The organism is Bradyrhizobium sp. SZCCT0153 (assembly GCF_018129995.1).
GTDB classification, from domain to species: Bacteria; Pseudomonadota; Alphaproteobacteria; order Rhizobiales; family Xanthobacteraceae; genus Bradyrhizobium; species Bradyrhizobium japonicum_G.
Genome location: NZ_JAFCKS010000003.1, coordinates 23582 through 41340 on the forward strand (window position 1 = coordinate 23582; position 17759 = coordinate 41340).

Annotated in this window: 16 protein-coding genes; 9 read left to right on the top strand and 7 right to left on the bottom strand. The window is 65.3% G+C overall.

Going from position 1 to position 17759, the window contains the following annotated elements:
- Positions 1-20 precede the first annotated feature (20 nt).
- From JQ572_RS13775 to JQ572_RS13810, 8 genes are all read left to right on the top strand, one after another.
- The gene (locus JQ572_RS13775; RefSeq protein WP_211383587.1) at positions 21-665 is read left to right on the top strand and encodes a nicotinate-nucleotide adenylyltransferase; all 645 of its coding nucleotides are present in this window, start codon (positions 21-23) and stop codon (positions 663-665) included.
- Positions 666-873: 208 nt separating this feature from the next.
- Positions 874-1230: a ribosome silencing factor gene (gene rsfS, locus JQ572_RS13780; RefSeq protein ID WP_027515020.1), complete on the top strand. Its 357-nt coding sequence runs from the start codon at positions 874-876 to the stop codon at positions 1228-1230.
- Positions 1231-1324: 94 nt separating this feature from the next.
- Positions 1325-1807 carry a 23S rRNA (pseudouridine(1915)-N(3))-methyltransferase RlmH gene (gene rlmH, locus JQ572_RS13785; protein ID WP_211383588.1) on the top strand — a complete coding sequence of 161 codons (483 nt, stop codon included), beginning with the start codon at positions 1325-1327 and terminating at the stop codon, positions 1805-1807.
- A gap of 33 nt (positions 1808-1840) precedes the next feature.
- A complete protein-coding gene (locus tag JQ572_RS13790; RefSeq protein WP_211383589.1) occupies positions 1841-3205 on the top strand; it encodes a murein hydrolase activator EnvC family protein in 1365 nt (454 codons plus the stop codon).
- Positions 3202-4560 carry a S41 family peptidase gene (locus tag JQ572_RS13795; RefSeq protein ID WP_211383590.1) on the top strand — a complete coding sequence of 453 codons (1359 nt, stop codon included), beginning with the start codon at positions 3202-3204 and terminating at the stop codon, positions 4558-4560. The genes JQ572_RS13790 and JQ572_RS13795 overlap by 4 nt, the downstream gene beginning before the upstream one ends.
- Positions 4561-4714: 154 nt before the next feature.
- A complete protein-coding gene (locus JQ572_RS13800) occupies positions 4715-5932 on the top strand; it encodes a divergent polysaccharide deacetylase family protein (RefSeq protein WP_211383591.1) in 1218 nt (405 codons plus the stop codon).
- A 76-nt stretch (positions 5933-6008) separates the two neighbouring features.
- Positions 6009-6515 carry an RNA pyrophosphohydrolase gene (locus tag JQ572_RS13805; RefSeq protein ID WP_211383592.1) on the top strand — a complete coding sequence of 169 codons (507 nt, stop codon included), beginning with the start codon at positions 6009-6011 and terminating at the stop codon, positions 6513-6515.
- Positions 6516-6579: 64 nt separating this feature from the next.
- Positions 6580-7080, top strand: coding sequence for an RNA pyrophosphohydrolase (locus JQ572_RS13810; protein ID WP_211383593.1), 501 nt, complete (start codon positions 6580-6582; stop codon positions 7078-7080).
- A 199-nt stretch (positions 7081-7279) separates the two neighbouring features.
- Here the strand turns inward: JQ572_RS13810 and JQ572_RS13815 are convergent, their stop codons facing one another.
- From JQ572_RS13815 to JQ572_RS13840, 6 genes are all read right to left on the bottom strand, one after another.
- Complete coding sequence (locus JQ572_RS13815; protein WP_211383594.1) at positions 7280-8926, bottom strand: adenylate/guanylate cyclase domain-containing protein; 1647 nt, start codon at positions 8924-8926, stop codon at positions 7280-7282.
- A gap of 151 nt (positions 8927-9077) precedes the next feature.
- Positions 9078-9485: a F0F1 ATP synthase subunit epsilon gene (locus JQ572_RS13820; RefSeq protein ID WP_211383595.1), complete on the bottom strand. Its 408-nt coding sequence runs from the start codon at positions 9483-9485 to the stop codon at positions 9078-9080.
- 91 nt (positions 9486-9576) lie between these two features.
- Positions 9577-11019 (bottom strand): F0F1 ATP synthase subunit beta, encoded by a 1443-nt coding sequence (gene atpD, locus JQ572_RS13825; protein WP_211383596.1) that lies wholly within the window; start codon positions 11017-11019, stop codon positions 9577-9579.
- Between the two features lie 52 nt (positions 11020-11071).
- A complete protein-coding gene (locus JQ572_RS13830) occupies positions 11072-11947 on the bottom strand; it encodes a F0F1 ATP synthase subunit gamma (protein WP_211383597.1) in 876 nt (291 codons plus the stop codon).
- Positions 11948-12089: 142 nt separating this feature from the next.
- Positions 12090-13619, bottom strand: a complete 1530-nt coding sequence (gene atpA / locus JQ572_RS13835; RefSeq protein ID WP_140979601.1) for a F0F1 ATP synthase subunit alpha — start codon at positions 13617-13619, stop codon at positions 12090-12092.
- Positions 13619-14179 (bottom strand): F0F1 ATP synthase subunit delta, encoded by a 561-nt coding sequence (locus tag JQ572_RS13840; protein ID WP_211383598.1) that lies wholly within the window; start codon positions 14177-14179, stop codon positions 13619-13621. The genes atpA and JQ572_RS13840 overlap by 1 nt, the downstream gene beginning before the upstream one ends.
- A 648-nt stretch (positions 14180-14827) precedes the next feature.
- On the opposite strand from JQ572_RS13840, the gene JQ572_RS13845 reads away from it, so the two are divergent.
- Positions 14828-15337: a septal ring lytic transglycosylase RlpA family protein gene (locus tag JQ572_RS13845; protein WP_211383599.1), complete on the top strand. Its 510-nt coding sequence runs from the start codon at positions 14828-14830 to the stop codon at positions 15335-15337.
- A gap of 175 nt (positions 15338-15512) precedes the next feature.
- Here JQ572_RS13845 and JQ572_RS13850 read toward each other — a convergent pair whose 3' ends face one another.
- Positions 15513-17720, bottom strand: coding sequence for a primosomal protein N' (locus JQ572_RS13850; protein WP_211383600.1), 2208 nt, complete (start codon positions 17718-17720; stop codon positions 15513-15515).
- Between the last annotated feature and the right edge of the window lie 39 nt (positions 17721-17759).

Here is a 17759-nt window from a genome sequence, read left to right on the forward strand (position 1 = left end):
ACGACGCAGGGCACGGGGCATTGAGCAACAATTTCGTCGTGCCGCGTTCCGTGGCGCAAGCGATCCCGCCCTCGACACCGGGCATGCGCGTCGGCCTGCTCGGCGGCTCCTTCAATCCGCCGCATCAGGCCCATCGCGCGATCAGCCAGTTCGCACTGAAGCGATTGCAACTCGATCGCGTCTGGTGGCTGGTAACGCCCGGCAACCCGCTGAAGCAGAACGGCACGCTGCACGAGCTCGGCGAGCGCATGCAGGCCGCGCACGACGTTGCCAACGATCCCAGGATCGAGGTGAGCTGTCTCGAATCCGTCATTCGCACGCGCTACACTATCGACACGATCAACACCTTGCGCCGCCGCCTCCGCGGCCTGCGCTTTGTCTGGATTATGGGCGCCGATAACCTCGCTCAATTCCACCGTTGGCAGGACTGGCGGCGCATCGCCGGCCAGGTGCCGATTGCAGTCATCGATCGGCCGCCACAGAGTTTTCGGGCCCTCGCCTCTCCCGCCGCCCGGGCGCTCGCGCGCTACCGCCTGCCCGAGAACAAGGCACCGCTGCTCGCGGATCGGCCGGCCCCGGCCTGGGTATTCCTGTCCGGATTGAAGCTGAATCTGTCCTCGACGGGCTTACGGAACCCGGACGGGAGCTGGAAAGGTACGACGTGAGACCGAGTGTGCGAACGGAGTGTGGGTTTGGGGCTCTCTGGCATATTGAAACCCTTAACCCCACATGATGTAGTGTAACCAGTGAGTGCCGGATTCGGCGTTCGCGATACAGTGAAAGGAATGGTCCCTGACCACATCTGTATTGTCCAAGTCTGTTTTACCCAAGGTTGCCAAGCCTACGCGTAAAACATCGACCCAAGCTGCGGCCTTGAAGGCGCAACCCGACGCCGACAAGACGCTGAGCCTGATCCTCTCCCGCCTCGACGACATGAAGGCGGAAGAGACGGTCACCATCGACCTTCGCGGCAAATCGGCCTACTCCGACTACATGATCGTCACCACCGGCCGGGTGAACCGGCACGTCGGCGCGATCGCGGAGAACGTCGCCAAGGGCCTCAAGGAAAACGGCATCAAGAACATCCACGTCGAGGGCTTGCCCAATTGCGACTGGGTGCTGATCGATTCCGGCGATGTGATCGTTCACGTGTTCAGACCCGAGGTCCGCGAGTTCTACAATCTCGAGAGATTGTACACGCAGGGCCCAGGGGCGGCGAAGGCGATCTAGAGCGACTGGCCGATTTCGAATCGGTTGACGCGCATGCTAGCGTCGTGCGCGCGCGGAATGCGCGCGGTCCTGAAAACGCGACCTTGAAAACATCATGCGTGTTGCTGTCATTGCGGTGGGCCGGCTGAAGCAGGGCCCCGAACGGGAGCTTGCCGACCGCTATTTCGAGCGGTTCGACGAGGCCGGCCGCAAGCTCGGATTCCGCGAGCTCGCCATCCACGAGATTCCTGAAAGTCGCGCCCGCGACACCGCAACGCGGATGGCCGAAGAGGCTGCGGCGATCTCCGCGCATATTCCGGAAAAATCGATCCTGGTGGCGCTGGACGAGCGCGGCCAGAACCTGGATTCCACCGTATTCGCACGGCATCTCGGGCGCTGGCGCGACGAGGGTGCCGGTCATACTATCTTCGTCATCGGAGGGGCGGACGGACTTTCGCCCGAATTGCGCCGTAAGGCCAAGCTCGCGATCGCGTTCGGCTCTGCGACCTGGCCGCATCAAATGGTCCGCGTCATGCTTCTGGAACAGCTTTATCGGGCCGCCACCATCCTGGCCGGCCATCCCTATCACCGCGCGTGATGCGCGCCACAACGAGCACCTTTGCCTAAAGCGATGCGAGCGCCGATTCTCAACCTGCTGCTGATCGGAAGCCTCGCGGGCGCAAGCCTCGCTAGCACAAGCCTCGCTGGTACAAGCCTCGCGCAAGCTCAGACGGCGACGACGCCGCAGACAGCGGCGGTCTCGCCCGATGCGATCAAGCAGCGCGAGCAGGAGCTGGAGGCAGCGCGCGCAAGCAGGAAGAGCGCGGAGGAAGCGCAGGCCAAGCTCAAGGCCGAGATCACCTCGCTCGGCCAGGACCGCACCCAGCTCAATCAGCAATTGATCGACACCGCCGCGAATGTGCGCTCAGTCGAGACCAAGATCGACGAAGCCGAAGCGCGGCTGCGGTCGCTGAACGGCCGCGAGCAGCAGATGCGCAGCTCGCTGGATTCACGCCGCGCCGACATCGTCGAGGTGCTGGCGGCGTTGCAGCGCGCCGGAAGGCGCTCGCCTCCGGCGCTGCTGGTGCGCCCCGAAGATGCGCTGCAATCGCTGCGCACGGCGATGCTGCTCGGCGCCGTGGTGCCGGACCTGCGCGGCCGCGCGGAAAAAATCGCAGGCGAACTCGGCGAGCTTGTGGCCCTGCGCAAGAACATCGCGACCGAGCGCGACCAGCTCGCCGCCGACCGCGACAAGGTCCGCAGCGACCAGACCCGGCTCACGGCCTTGATCGACGAGCGGCAGCGCCAGCAGGCGTCACGGGAAAAAGACCTCGACGCCGAGAGCGCGCGCGCGATCGCGCTTTCAAGGCAGGTGGGCGACCTCCAGGGGCTCATCGCCAAGATGGAGCAGGATCTGCAAAGCGCCGCCAAGGCGGCCGAGAAGGCCGCCGAGGCTGCCAGGCAGGCCGAGGCCAAGGCGGCCGCCAGCGCCAACGCCGGCACAAAGTCCGGTCCGGCCGCATTCAAGGATCGCTCCCGGACCACCCCTGCGATTGCCTTCGCTGTGGCCAAGGGCCTCCTGCCTCTTCCGGTTAACGGTAACAAGATCAGGGATTTCGGCGGTTCCGACGGGGTCGGCGGGGTCCAGAAGGGCATTTCGCTGGCCACCCGGCCGGGCTCCCAGGTCACGACGCCGTGCGACGGCTGGGTGGTCTATGCCGGCCCGTTCCGCAGCTATGGACAACTCTTGATCCTCAATGCCGGTGGCGGGTATCATGTCCTGATCGCCGGGATGGAGCGCATTTCGGTAAACATCGGACAGTTTGTGCTCACGGGGGAGCCGGTCGCGTCCATGGGGTCGACCTCTCAAGTCGCCTCCATTCTCGCCACGAACGCGAGTCAACCTGTGTTGTATGTCGAGTTCCGCAAAGACGGCACTCCAATCGATCCAGGCCCATGGTGGGCCGCAAATGAAGGCGAGAAGGTTCGCGGATGATGCGCAAGACTTCAGTTATCCTCCTCAGCGCGGCCACCGGTGCTGCGCTGACGCTGTTCGTGACCCAGCCGCGCGCGGTCTTCATGGGCTCCAGCGCGCGAGCCGCCACCGCGGACACCTATCGCCAGCTCAATCTTTTCGGCGACGTCTTCGAGCGCGTGCGCTCGGACTATGTCGAGAAGCCCGACGACACCAAGCTGATCGAATCCGCGATCAGCGGCATGCTCACCGGCCTCGATCCGCATTCGAGCTACATGGACGCCAAGAGCTTCCGCGACATGCAGGTGCAGACCCGCGGTGAGTTCGGCGGCCTCGGCATCGAAGTCACGATGGAAGACGGCCTGATCAAGGTGGTCTCGCCGATCGACGACACCCCGGCGTCGCGCGCCGGCGTCATGGCCAACGATATCATCACCAATCTCGACGACGAGGCGGTGCAGGGCCTGACCCTGAACCAGGCGGTCGAGAAGATGCGCGGCCCTGTCAACACCAAGATCAAGCTCAAGATCATCCGCAAGGGCCAGGACAATCCGATCGACGTTACCCTGGTGCGCGACAACATCCGCGTCCGCTCGGTGCGCGCCCGCATCGAGGCCGACGACATCGCCTATATCCGCATCACGACCTTCAACGAGCAGACCACCGAAGGCCTGAAGCGCGAGGTTGCCAACCTCTCGAATCAGATCGGCGACAAGCTGAAGGGCTACGTCATCGACCTTCGCAACAACCCGGGCGGCCTGCTCGAGGAAGCGGTCACCGTCTCCGACTCCTTCCTGGAGAAGGGCGAGATCGTGTCGACCCGCGGCCGCAATGCCGAGGAGACGCAGCGCCGCACCGCGCATGCGGGCGACCTCACCAAGGGCAAGCCTGTCATCGTGCTGGTCAATGGCGGCTCCGCCTCGGCGTCCGAAATCGTCGCGGGCGCGCTTCAGGACCACAAGCGCGCGACCATCGTCGGCACGCGCTCGTTCGGCAAGGGCTCGGTGCAGACCATCATCCCGCTCGGCTCGGGCAATGGCGCGCTGCGTCTGACCACGGCGCGCTACTACACGCCGTCGGGCAAGTCGATCCAGGCCAAGGGCATCGTGCCCGACATCGAGGTGCTCCAGGACGTGCCGGACGAGCTGAAGTCCCGCACCGACACCAAGGGCGAGGCTTCGCTGCGCGGGCATCTCAAGAACGACGGCGACGAGAAGACCGGATCGCAATCCTATGTCCCGCCGGATGCCAAGGACGACAAGGCGCTCAAGCTCGCCGACGACCTGCTCCACGGCATCAAGAACAGCGCCTCCGCGGCACCCGCGGCGGGCGGCGACAACAAGGGCACGACCGACAAGCCCAAGGCGGCAAACTAGCTCGGCGCCCCGCGGGGTCCAATCAAAAGGGTGGCTCCGGGAGCCGCCCTTTTTGTTTGGAGCCGCCCGAACTCCCGGCATCCCCGGCCTATCCCGGCCTGCCGCCGCTTGACCTCGGCGTGGTATCGTCGGCGCGAGTGATTCGGGATCGCGCATGACTGAAACGGCCGATGATCTGAGCGCCCCGCTCGGACAGGACAAGCCGCGCCGGAAACGCCGGCTGCGGCTGCCGTTCACGGCCATGCAGGCGCTCGCCGTCATGCTCGGCTTGTTCCTGGTCGCCTTTGCCGGCTTCGCCATCTTCAACAAGGATCCGTTCGGCGGCGAGCCGATGACGCGGATCGCGATCCGCGATCCCAAGGCGGCGGACGAAAAACCGGCCGTCGCTGGCCATGGCCAGGACAGCAAGCAAGAAGGCAAGCACGAGACCAAGGAAGCGCCGAAGCAGGCCGGCGAGCAGAAGACCGTCACCATGATCGACGGTTCCACCGGCACGCGCCACGACGTGGTGATCGGCGGCGGCGCTTCCGCCGACAAGGGCGAGGCGGCCTCCGCGCCGCCGCCCGTCATGGCCGGGATCGACCCAAAACTGCTGGAGAAATCACGCTACGGCATGATCCCCGTGGTCGCCGAGGGCCTGAAGCCGTTCAACGTCTATGCGGCGGATGCCGACCGCGCCAAGGCGGCGAAGATGCCTGTCGTCGCGATCCTGATCGGCGGCCTCGGCGTCGGCGCCGCCAAGACCACCGATGCCATCATGAGGCTGCCGCCGGCGGTGACGCTGGCGTTCACGCCTTATGGTTCCGATCCCGGAAAACTCGCCGAGCGGGCCCGCGCCCAGCGCCACGAGATCTTCCTCCAGATCCCGATGGAGCCCTACGACTTCCCCGACAACGATCCGGGACCGCAGACGCTGCTGACCTCGCTGAGCGCCGACCAGAACATGGACCGCCTGTACTGGCATCTGAGCCGGATGCAGGGCTATGCCGGGATCACCAATTTCATGGGCGCCCGCTTCATCGCGACGGACGCGGCGATGCAGCCGATCATCCGCGAGGCGGCCAAGCGCGGCCTCGGCTTCTTCGACGACGGCTCCTCGCCCCGCAGCATCGCGCCCCAGGCCGCGGCAAGCCAGGCGATGCCGTTCGGCAAGGGCGACATCGCGATCGACGTGGTGCCGACCCCGGCCGAGATCGACCGCGCCCTGAACAAGCTCGAAGCGGCGGCGCGCGAGCGCGGCGCGGCCATCGGCACCGCCTCGGCCCTGCCCGTCTCGATCGAGCGCATCGGCGCCTGGACCAAGACATTGGGCGACCGGGGTATCCTATTGGTGCCATTGACAACCGCGATGCTGAAATCAAAATCCAGCTAAATCAACGGATTGGTACGGCACGGGTCTCGCGGGGCCTGCGCGAGCCTTACCGACAGCATGGAAGAGGTCTGGCGGAATGGCGCGTTACGAGGATCTGCCCTACCGGACCTGCGTCGGAGTGATGCTGATCAATACGAAGGGCCTGGTGTTCATCGGCCGCCGCGCCGGCGGCATCGAGCATGTCGACGACACCCATGTCTGGCAGATGCCGCAGGGCGGCGTCGATCCCGGCGAGGACACCTGGGACGCCGCCAGGCGCGAGCTCTATGAGGAGACCAGCGTGCGCTCGGTCGAACGGCTCGGCGAGGTTCCGGACTGGCTCACTTACGACATTCCGCGCACGGTCGCGGGCCGTGCCTGGAAGGGCCGCTACCGAGGCCAGCGGCAGAAATGGTTTGCGGTCCGCTTCACCGGCAAGGACAGCGAGATCAATGTCGAGAAGCCCGGCGGCGGCGGCCACAAGGCCGAATTCGTCAGCTGGCGCTGGGAGCCGATGAAGAACTTGACCGGATTGATCATCCCGTTCAAGCGCCCGGTCTATGAGCGCGTGGTGAAGGAATTTTCCGCGCTGGCGGAGGATTAGTTCGCGTCGTCGTTCCGGGTTGATGCTAATGCATCGCCTGGGCTGACGACGAAAGATCCCGCGCTTGACCGACCAGAAACCCTACCGCCCCAACGTGGGGATCGCCCTCTTCAATGCCGATGGCCGCGTGCTGATCGGGCATCGCTTCAAGGGCGACGGACCCGAGATCATCCTGCCGGGTCTCGACTGGCAGATGCCGCAGGGCGGCGTCGACGAAGGCGAGGACCTGCGCGATGCCGCGCTGCGCGAACTCTGGGAAGAGACCAGCGTCAGAAGCGCAGCCTATCTCGGCGAGACCGACTGGCTGACTTACGAATTCCCGCCCTACGACGGACCACAGACGCACCGGCTGGCGAAATTCCGCGGGCAGCGCCAGAAATGGTTCGCGCTGCGCTTCACCGGCAGGGACGACGAGATCGATCCGCTGACGCCGCGCAACGGACAGCCGGCGGAGTTCGACGCCTGGCGCTGGGAGCGGCTCGACCGCGTCGCCGACGTCGTGGTGCCGTTCCGCCGCGACGTCTACCGCGCGGTGGCGCGAGAGTTCGCGCCCTTCGGAAACTGAAATCGCGAAAACAACCCCATGCACAGTAGAACCGGGGTTGAAATCATGAGCGAATTTTCACTGGAAATTTGCGTGTGAGGGAGGCACCATGCTCTCGCCAGCTCGAACGTCGCCGCTTGCTCCGCTGCGTTCCCTCCCCCCTTGCGGGGGAGGGAACGCACCGTCGTCGGGGCGCGAGTCGGGCCCAATCACTGCAACCCTAGTTGACCGGTCCCACCGTGAACGGGCCGATCGCGATGACGTGGCAATTGCTGTCGCGCCTGGCGCAGTCGGCGAGCGCGGAATTGACCGCTGTCTGCTCGTCCGCGGCCTTCAGGCCGAGGCCCGGCCGGCCCGCGGTGCCGACCGCGACGGCGTTCCAGCCCATGCCATCGGCGAGCTTGCGCACGACCTCGTCGCGCGCATCGGCGACGATCGAGGCGTTGGAGGCGGCATGGAAGAAGCCGGTGATTTTGAACAGGGTCGGGATCGGCACGACGAAATTTTCGTCGACCGCGACGACCAGGCAGGCCACGCCGGCGATCGCGCCGCATGATTCCAGGGCGCGCCGCGCGGCATCGTCGGCGGTTGATGCGCCCATCACCATGAAATACTGACCGCCCGGGCCGAGCGCGACCGAGCGCGATTTCGCCGCGGGTACGAACGTGTTCTCGAGCCGGACCTTCGCGGGATCGCGCACCATCGGAAAATCCCTGGAGGCGAAGGCGCGCTCGGTCATGGCATCGTGCCGGATGAACGGCTGCGGCGGCATCGGCGGCTTGCCGTGCGTGTAGACGACATTGTTGCCGACCGCATAGAGCTCGCAGCGCCGCGGCGACTGCGCGGCGTCCGCGCGCTTCTGGCACTGCTCGATCGCCGCGTTGCGCGCGGCCTCCTCGTTCGGCTGATTGAGCGCGGAGCCGGTGTAGCCGCCGACGTTCAGTGCAAAGGCCTTGTAGTCGCCGGCGGCGGAATATTCGCCCGCGAGATAGCCGCGCACGCGGTCGCCGATGAAGGGCACCATGTCGGCCGGAAATTTGCCGCCTGAGGTGGCGGGCGCCGAGGGCATCGGCGCCGGACCTGCCGCAGCCATTTGCGTCGGCATGGGCATCGGCGCTTTCGCTGACATGGTGGGCGTCGGGCTGAGGGCCGCCGCGCTCGGCGCAGGATTTGGCGCCGTCGCCGCGGCGCTCGCCGATGTCCTGGTGGTCTCGAGCTTGGCGAAATAGAGGAAGCCGCCGACGCCGATGGCGACGACGGAGACGACACCGACCACCAGCGGCCACATCCAGTTCGGCGCGGGCGCGGCCTTCGCCACCTTCTTGATCTGCGGCGTTGCGTAAGTGCCGTTCTCCCGCCGCATCGCCACCATGTAGGCGTGCACCGGCGTCGGGATGTTCTTGACCTCCTGCGCGCCGATATCGGCGAACTGCACCGACAGCTTGTTGGCGACCTGCTCGTGCACGGCGCGGGAGACGCAGATGCCGCCGACCTCGGCGAGACCTTCGAGCCGGGCGGCGATATTGACGCCGTCACCGAGCAGATCGCCGTCGCGCTCGACCACGTCGCCGATGGTGATGCCGATGCGGAACGACATCTGCCGGCTCGGCGGATAGGCCATGTTGCGGGTTCGCAGGGATTCCTGGATGTCGATGGCGCAACGCACCGCATCGACCGCGCTCGGAAATTCCGCAAGCACGGCGTCACCGGCCGTGTTGAAGATGCGGCCGCCGGCCTTCGCAATGAAATCGTCGACGACCTCGCGATAGGAGGCGAGACGCCGCAGCGTCTCCTCTTCGTCTTCCGCGACCAGTCTCGAGTAGCCGGCAATATCGGCCGCGAAAATCGCTGCGATCTTGCGTTTCATCTGCGACCGGCCCCCGGAACAAATTTCGCGAGCGCAGAATGCCGCTATCGACCGCGCGGTGCAACAAAGTTTCAGCGCCCGCCACGGCCGTGACGAGCGCTGAACTTATTCAGGAATTTCTCATTCGAGCCCCGGAGCAGTGCGCCGGGGCTTAGTGCATGGCCGTGGAGTTGAGCTGCTGCTGAATGCTCTTGAAGTGATCGAGCCGCGCAATCGCCTGATCGAGCTCGTCGCCTTCGTGCTCCTTCAACCCTTCTTCCATCTCCGAGACGGTCGCGGCGAACTGGGCGCGGTCGAGCTCCGCCATCGATGTTGCGACGTCGGCGAGCACGGTGAGGCCCTTTTCGGAGACTTCGGCGATACCGCCGAGCACGATGATCTTCTCGTGCTTGCCGCCGCTGGTGATGGTGAGAATGCCGGGCCGGATCGCGGCCACGACCGGCGCATGTCCCGCCAGCACGCCGAAGTCGCCCTCGACGCCGGGGATGTCGACCTGGTCGACTTCACCCGAAAATGCGAGCTTTTCCGGCGAGACGAGATCGAAATGGAAGGTGGCCATGGGAAACCTGCGAGTAGTGAATAGCGAATAGCGAGTGGCAATTGAACGGGAGCAGCGTCTGTTCGCTACTCCCTATTCGCCATTCGCCAGGTCAGGCGGCTTCCGCCGCCAGCTTCTTGCCCTTCTCGACCGCCTCTTCGATGGTGCCGACCATGTAGAAGGCGGCTTCCGGCAGATGGTCATACTTGCCTTCGCAGAGGCCGCGGAAGCCCTTGATGGTGTCCGCGAGGTCGACGAACTTGCCGGGCGAGCCGGTGAAGATTTCGGCGACGTGGAACGGCTGCGACAGGAAGCGCTCGATCTTGCGGGCGCGGGCCACCGTCAGCTTGTCCTCTTCCGAAAGCTCGTCCATGCCGAGAATGGCGATGATGTCCTGCAGCGACTTGTAGCGCTGCAGCACCTGCTGGACCTGGCGCGCGGTGTCGTAGTGCTCCTGGCCGACGACGAGCGGCGAGAGCATGCGCGAGGTCGAGTCGAGCGGGTCCACCGCGGGGTAGATGCCCTTTTCCGAGATCGCGCGCGACAGCACCGTGGTGGCGTCCAAATGCGCGAACGAGGTCGCAGGCGCCGGGTCGGTCAAGTCGTCGGCAGGAACGTAGATGGCCTGCACCGAGGTGATCGAGCCCTTCTGCGTGGTGGTGATGCGCTCCTGCAGCGCGCCCATGTCGGTGGCAAGCGTCGGCTGATAGCCCACCGCCGAAGGAATACGGCCGAGCAGCGCCGACACTTCCGAGCCCGCCTGCGTGAAGCGGAAGATGTTGTCGACGAAGAACAGCACGTCCTGGCCCTGGTCGCGGAAGTGCTCGGCGACGGTCAGACCCGTGAGGCCGACGCGGGCGCGGGCGCCCGGCGGTTCGTTCATCTGGCCGAACACCAGCGCGCACTTCGACTTCACGCTCGGATCCGGGTTGTGCGGATCGGCGTTGACCTTGGACTCGATGAACTCGTGATAGAGGTCGTTGCCCTCGCGGGTACGCTCGCCGACGCCGGCGAACACGGAATAACCGCCGTGCGCCTTCGCGACGTTGTTGATCAGCTCCTGGATCAGCACGGTCTTGCCGACGCCGGCGCCGCCGAACAGGCCGATCTTGCCGCCCTTCGCGTACGGAGCCAGGAGATCGACCACCTTGATGCCGGTGACGAGAATTTCAGCTTCGGTCGACTGGTCGGTATAGCTCGGCGCTTCCTGGTGGATGGCGCGCCTGCCTTCGGACTGGATCGGGCCGGCTTCGTCGATCGGCTCGCCGATCACGTTCATGATGCGGCCGAGCGTGCCCGCGCCGACCGGAACCGCGATCGGCTGGCCGGTGTCGGTCACTTCCTGGCCGCGCACCAGACCTTCGGTCACGTCCATCGCGATCGTGCGCACGGTGGACTCACCGAGATGCTGCGCAACTTCCAGCACGAGGCGGATGTTGCCGTTCCTGGTTTCGAGCGAATTGAGAATGGCCGGCAGGTGGCCTTCGAACTGAACGTCGACGACGGCGCCCATGACCTGGGTGACGCGACCGACCTGGTTAGCTGCTGTAGCCATGAAGCTCTCCTTCGAAATTCTGTACTTGAACGACCGTCGTTTGGTTCGTGCGTCAGACCGCCTCGGCGCCGGAGATGATCTCGATCAGCTCCTTGGTGATCTGGGCTTGACGGGTTCGGTTGTAGATCTGGGTTTGCTTGCGGATCATTTCGCCCGCGTTGCGGGTGGCGTTGTCCATCGAGCTCATCTGCGCGCCGTAGAACGAGGCGTTGTTTTCCAGGAGCGCGCGGAAGATCTGCACCGCGATATTGCGCGGCAACAGGCCGGAGAGGAGTTCGTCTTCCTCCGGCTCGTATTCATAGGACGTCGTCGGCGCGTTCGCTGCCTTTTCCTCGACGACCAGCGGAATGATCTGCTGTGCGGTCGGGATTTGGGCGATCACCGACTTGAACTGCGCGTAGAACAGGGTGCAGACGTCGAACTCGCCGTTGTCGAAGCGGGCCAGCACCTTCCTGGCGATGTCCTCGGCGTTGACGAAGCCGAGTTGACGAACGCCGCGCAGGTCGAGGTGCTCGACGATCTGCTTGTCGTAGAGACGGCGGAGCTGCTCATAGCCCTTGCGGCCGACGCAGAAGAATTTGACTTCCTTGCCCTGCGCGATCAGCGCCTGGGCGCGCTCGCGCGCGAGGCGCACGATCGAGGAGTTGAAGGCGCCGGACAGGCCGCGCTCGCCGGTGCAGACCAGCAGCAGGTGGACCTGGTCCTTGCCGGTGCCGGCCAGCAGCGCCGGCGCGCCGGGCGAACCGGCGGCAGCGCTGGCGATGTTGGCGATCACCGCGCTCATCTTGTCGGCATAGGGCCGCGCCGCCTCGGCCGCTTGCTGGGCGCGGCGCAATCTGGAGGCCGCGACCATCTGCATCGCCTTGGTGATCTTCTGCGTCGCCTTGGTGGAGGCGATGCGGACGCGCATGTCTTTAAGTGACGCCATTCTTCGTTCACCCCGGCGGTTCGACGCGAGCCGAACCGCTAGCCTGTCCCTGTCGCAATGCCCGACCGGGCGCCGGGCACGCTTCTTGTTGTCTTGCCTCTTGCGAAGCGGTCATGGCCGGAACGACCGGCCATGCTTGCTATCAGGCGAAGCTCTTGGCGAAACCTTCGACCACCGACTTCAGCTTGGCGGCGGTGTCGTCCGAGAGGTCGCGGCTGTCGCGGATCGCGTTGAGGATGTCGGCGTTCTTGCCGCGCAGCAGCGACAGCAGGCCGTCCTCGAACGCGCGCACCTTGTTGAGCGGAAGCGGATCGAGATAGCCGTTGGTGCCGGCCCAGATCACGCAGACCTGCTCTTCCATCTTCAGCGGCGCGAACTGCGGCTGCTTCAGCAGCTCGGTCAGGCGCGAGCCGCGGTTGAGCAGGCGCTGGGTCGAGGCGTCGAGGTCGGAGCCGAACTGCGCGAACGCCGCCATTTCGCGGTACTGCGCGAGCTCGCCCTTGATCTTGCCGGCGACCTTCTTGGTGGCCTTGGTCTGCGCCGAGGAACCGACGCGCGACACCGACAGACCGACGTTCACCGCGGGACGGATGCCCTGGAAGAACAGGTCGGTTTCCAGGAAGATCTGGCCGTCGGTGATCGAGATGACGTTGGTCGGAATGTAGGCCGAGACGTCGTTGGCCTGGGTTTCGATGACCGGCAGCGCCGTCAGCGAGCCCGAGCCCTGGTCCTTGTTCAGCTTCGCCGCACGCTCGAGCAGGCGGGAGTGAAGATAGAACACGTCGCCCGGATAGGCTTCGCGGCCCGGCGGGCGGCGCAGCAGCAGCGACATCTGGCGATAGGCGACGGCCTGCTTGGACAGATCGTCATAGATGATGACCGCGTGCATGCCGTTGTCGCGGAAATACTCGCCCATGGTGCAGCCGGTGAACGGCGCGATGTACTGCATCGGCGCCGGATCCGAAGCGGTCGCGGCGACGATGATCGAGTATTCGAGCGCGCCCTGCTCTTCCAGCACCTTGACGAACTGGGCAACGGTCGAGCGCTTCTGGCCGATCGCGACGTAGACGCAATACAGCTTGATGTTCTCGTCCGGCTGCGCGTTGAGCGGCTTCTGGTTGAGGATGGTGTCGAGCGCGATCGCGGTCTTGCCGGTCTGGCGGTCGCCGATGATCAGCTCGCGCTGGCCGCGGCCGATCGGGATCAGGGCGTCGATCGCCTTGAGGCCGGTCGCCATCGGCTCGTTCACCGACTTGCGCGGAATGATGCCGGGCGCCTTGACGTCGACGCGCATGCGCTTGTCGGCCTGGATCGGGCCCTTGCCGTCGATCGGATTGCCGAGCGCGTCGACGACCCGGCCGAGCAGGCCCTTGCCGACCGGCGCGTCCACGATGGCGCGGGTGCGCTTGACGGTCTGGCCTTCCTTGATCTCGCGGTCGGCACCGAAAATAACGACACCGACGTTGTCGGTTTCGAGGTTCAGCGCCATGCCGCGGGTGCCGTTCTCGAACTCGACCATTTCACCGGCCTGGACGTTGTCCAGACCGTAGACGCGGGCGATACCGTCGCCGACGGACAGCACCTGTCCGACTTCGGAGACTTCAGCTTCCTGGCCGAAATTCTTGATCTGGTCCTTGAGGATCGCGGAAATTTCCGCGGCGCGGATGTCCATCAGCCTGCCTCTTTCATCGCGTGCTTGATCGAATTGAGTTTGGTGCGAAGCGAACTATCGATCATCCGGCTGCCAAGCTTGACCACGAGGCCACCGATGATCGAGGGATCGACCTTCACGTTGAGCGCGACGTCCTTGCCGGTCACCGACTTCAGGGCAACCTTGAGGGCGTCGAGATTCTTGTCCGAGAGCGCCTCCGCCACGGTGACGTCGGCCGTCGCCTCGCCCTTGAACCTGGCGACGAGGGCGCGGTAAGCGCGGATCACGTCGCCCACCACGAACAGGCGGCGGTTGGCGGTCAGCACTTTGAGGAAATTGGCGGAGATGCCGGCGATGCCGGTCCTGTCCAGCACGGCCGAGAGCGCCCTGGACTGGGCCTCGGCCGCGAACACCGGGCTGCGGACGAGGCGCTTCAGATCGGCGCTCTCGTTCAGCAAGCCCTCGAATTTGTCGAGATCGGCCTTGACCTCGTCGACCACTTTCTGGTCGCGGGCCAGTTCAAACAAGGCCGTTGCATAACGGCCCGACACACCGGAAACGGACGTATCTTCTGCAGCCACAGACGCGCTCTTTTTGCTGTCAAACTCGCAAGGGAAAAACCGTCGCCACGAAGCGGCGCCTAGCGATCCAAGCCCTTGGAATTCAAGCGGGACTTCGATTTTCGACCCCGCACGGGAAGTGCCGGGCTCGTTAAAATCGCGGCTTTGCTAACATAGCAGGCGCGCACGTGCAACATGACGCCAAATTAAAGGCACGACGTTCTGTCGCCAGTTCGTCGCAGTGCCCGAGGCGCGACGACGATCGGCATGACGATCTGCCATCCGGCGGAATTGAGGCGGGCCCGCCAGCGGTGCCTGTCCAATTCGTTCCTGCCATCAGCGCATAGCGGCCATGAACACGGATCACTGAGGCGTGACTTCGGCCCCGCCGGCTGCACCCGCCGAATACTTACCCAATTCTAAACACTGAAAGCGATGACTTCGTTTTTCAGTATTTGTAAGTAATCAACATGTTAATAAATCGCTAAATACAAGATTACGGAGCATCGGCCGAATATCGGTCACCGGTAACAAGATATTTCATGACGACACGGAACGGATTTACTGCCCAATTCACGCCTCATTAGGAATCGAAACGCCATCCCGCTCACAAACTCATGGGGGCTCCACTTGCCACATATGTGGCAATACTAGCTTAGGGACCACTAAATGCTGTCTTTGAAGACGCTGGGCTCTGTGACCCGGCCGCGTACGGCGATCGCTTTCGTTGCCGCCACTCTCCTCGTCGGTGGAACTGCCACCGAAGCTTCCGCCAAATCCAGGCATCACCACCGGACCTCTCAGCATCATCACCGCCACCACGCCCAGAACGATGCCAACACGACCTCCGATTGGCGCAACGCCAACGCGTCGATGACGCCGTCGTCGGGTAGCGGCCACAGCTTCTCCGGAATGGCCTCCTATTACGGCAACGAGTCCGGCAGCCGGACTGCCTCGGGCCAGCGCTTCAACCAGAACGCCATGACCGCGGCGCATCGTTCGCTGCCGTTCGGCACCAAGCTGCGCGTCACCCATGGCGGCTCGAGCGTCATCGTCACCATCAACGACCGTGGCCCCTTCGTCCGCGGCCGTGTCCTCGACCTCTCCACGGGCGCTGCCCGTGCCATCGGCCTCACCGGGGCCGGCGTCGGCCGCGTCACCGCGGAAGTCGTCTCCTGACGGCGCGAGACGCGCCTCACCACACAAGCGCAGTTCCCGTCATCGTCCGCATGGACATGTGAGCGCGGGATCGGCGCGGGTGAAACAAGCCCGCCGTCTTGGGGGACGGCGGGCTTTTTGCTCGTCCGCCGTCATTGCATTGCGAGCAATGACGAGGGGAGCATTTTTATGATCTCTACAAAAAGCTCTGCGGATCGACGTCCACTTCGAGCTTCTGATTTCCCTTCGGCTTCGGGCACACGGCGAGCCAGTTGCGCAGGTAATCCGACAGATCGAAGCCGCGTGCCGATTTCACCAGGATGCGGAAGCGGTAGCGCCCCTTGATGACGGCGAGCGGGGCTTCCGCCGGGCCCAGCACCACCACGCGCTCGTCGCGCGGCGCCAGCGCGACGAGGCGGCGGCCAAAAGCTTCGGCGCTCGGCCGGTCGCCGGCGGAGATGATCAGGCTGGCGAGGCGTCCGAACGGCGGATAGAGCGTGCGTTCGCGCAAGTCGATCTCGCTGTCGTAGAAGGCCTCGCGGTCGCAGGCGATCAGCGCCTTCATCACGGGATGATCGGGCTGGTGGGTCTGCAGATAGCCGACGCCGCGGCCCTGCTCGCGGCCGGCGCGGCCGATCACCTGGTTGAGCAATTGCCAGGTGCGTTCGGAGGCGCGCGGATCGCCATTGGACAGGCCGAGATCCGCATCGACCACGCCGACCAGATTCAGCCGCGGGAAATTGTGGCCCTTGGCGACGAGCTGGGTGCCGATGATGATGTCGACGCGGCCTTCCGCGATCTCGGCAAGCTCGCTGCGCATCGTCTCGATCGAGGTGATGAGATCGCTCGACAGCACCATGGTGCGCGCCTCCGGGAACAGCGCCGCCGCCTCTTCCTGCAAGCGCTCGACACCCGGCCCGACCGCGACCAGCGATTCCTCCGCCGAACAGTGCGGGCAGATATGCGGACGCGGCATCGAGAAGCCGCAATGGTGACAGACGAGGCGCTGGCGAAAGCGGTGATCGACCAGCCAGGCATCGCAGATGGTGCAGGCGAAGCGATGGCCGCAGGCGCGGCACAGCGTCAGCGGCGCATAGCCGCGGCGATTGAGGAACAGCAGCGCCTGCTCGCGCCGTTCGATCGCGTTCTTGATCTCGGAAGCCAGCCGCGGCGAGATGAAGCGGCCGCGCGCCGGCGGCTCGCGGCGCAGATCAATCGTCTCGATATGCGGCATGTGCTGGCCGCCGAAACGCGACGGCAGCGCGATGCGCTGATAGCGGTTCTTGCGCGCATTGACCTCGGATTCGACCGACGGCGTCGCCGAGGCCAGCACGATCGGGACCTTTGCGACATGCGCGCGCACCACCGCCATGTCGCGGGCGTGGTAATGCACGCCCTCGTCCTGCTTGTAGGCCTGGTCGTGCTCTTCATCGACCACGATGAGGCCGAGATTGGCGTAAGGGAGAAACAGCGCCGACCGCGCGCCGACCACGACCGGCGCGCTGCCCCCGGAGATCGCGGCCCAATTGCGCGCACGCGTGCGCGGCGTGAGCTCGGAATGCCATTCGATCGGCCGCACGCCGAAACGCTGCGCGAAGCGATCGAGGAACTGGCCGGTCAGCGCGATCTCCGGCATCAGGATCAAGGATTGTTTTCCGCGGCGGATCGCCTCGGCCACGGCTTCGAAGTAAACCTCGGTCTTGCCCGAGCCGGTGACGCCGTCGAGCAGCGCAACGTGGAAGGTGCCGTTGGCCGCGAGCGCGCGCATCGTATCGGCAGCAGTGCGCTGGAGCGGCGAAAAATCCGGCCGGGCGAAATCCGGGTCGGGGGCCGGTGGCGGTGCCGGCGGCGGCATCGGCTCGACCGTCAGAGTGCCTTCGTCGACGAGGCCGTCGACCACGCCGGCCGAAACACCCGCCTCCCTGGCGGCCTCGGACTTGCCGTGCAGCAGACGGTCCGACAGCACCTCGATCAGGCGCTGCCGCGCCGGCGTCAGCCGTTTTGGCGGATCGCCGGCCAGCCGGACGCCGGCGCGCACCCGCTCGGGGCCGAGATTCTCGCCCATCCGCAGGCACATCCGCAGCACCATGCCGCGCGGGCTCAGCGTGTAGTTGGCGACCCAGTCCACGACCGCGCGCAGCTCGGGCTTCAACGGCGGGATGTCGAGCTTTTCGCTGACCTCCTTGAGGCGGTTGTGCAGGCGCGGATCGGGATCGGCGTTCTCGGCCCAGACCACGGCGAGCACCTCGCGCGGGCCGAGCGGCACGCCGACCAGATCACCCGCCTTCAGCTCCATCCCGCGCGGCACCTTGTAGGAATAGGTCTGGTCGAGCGCGACCGGCACCAGCACGTCGACCATGCGGGTCGCGTTTGCGGAAGCGGGGCTGCGCGGTGTGTGATCCATGGATGGAGAATCGGAACCCGGGGCTTCAAGGCTAGCGGC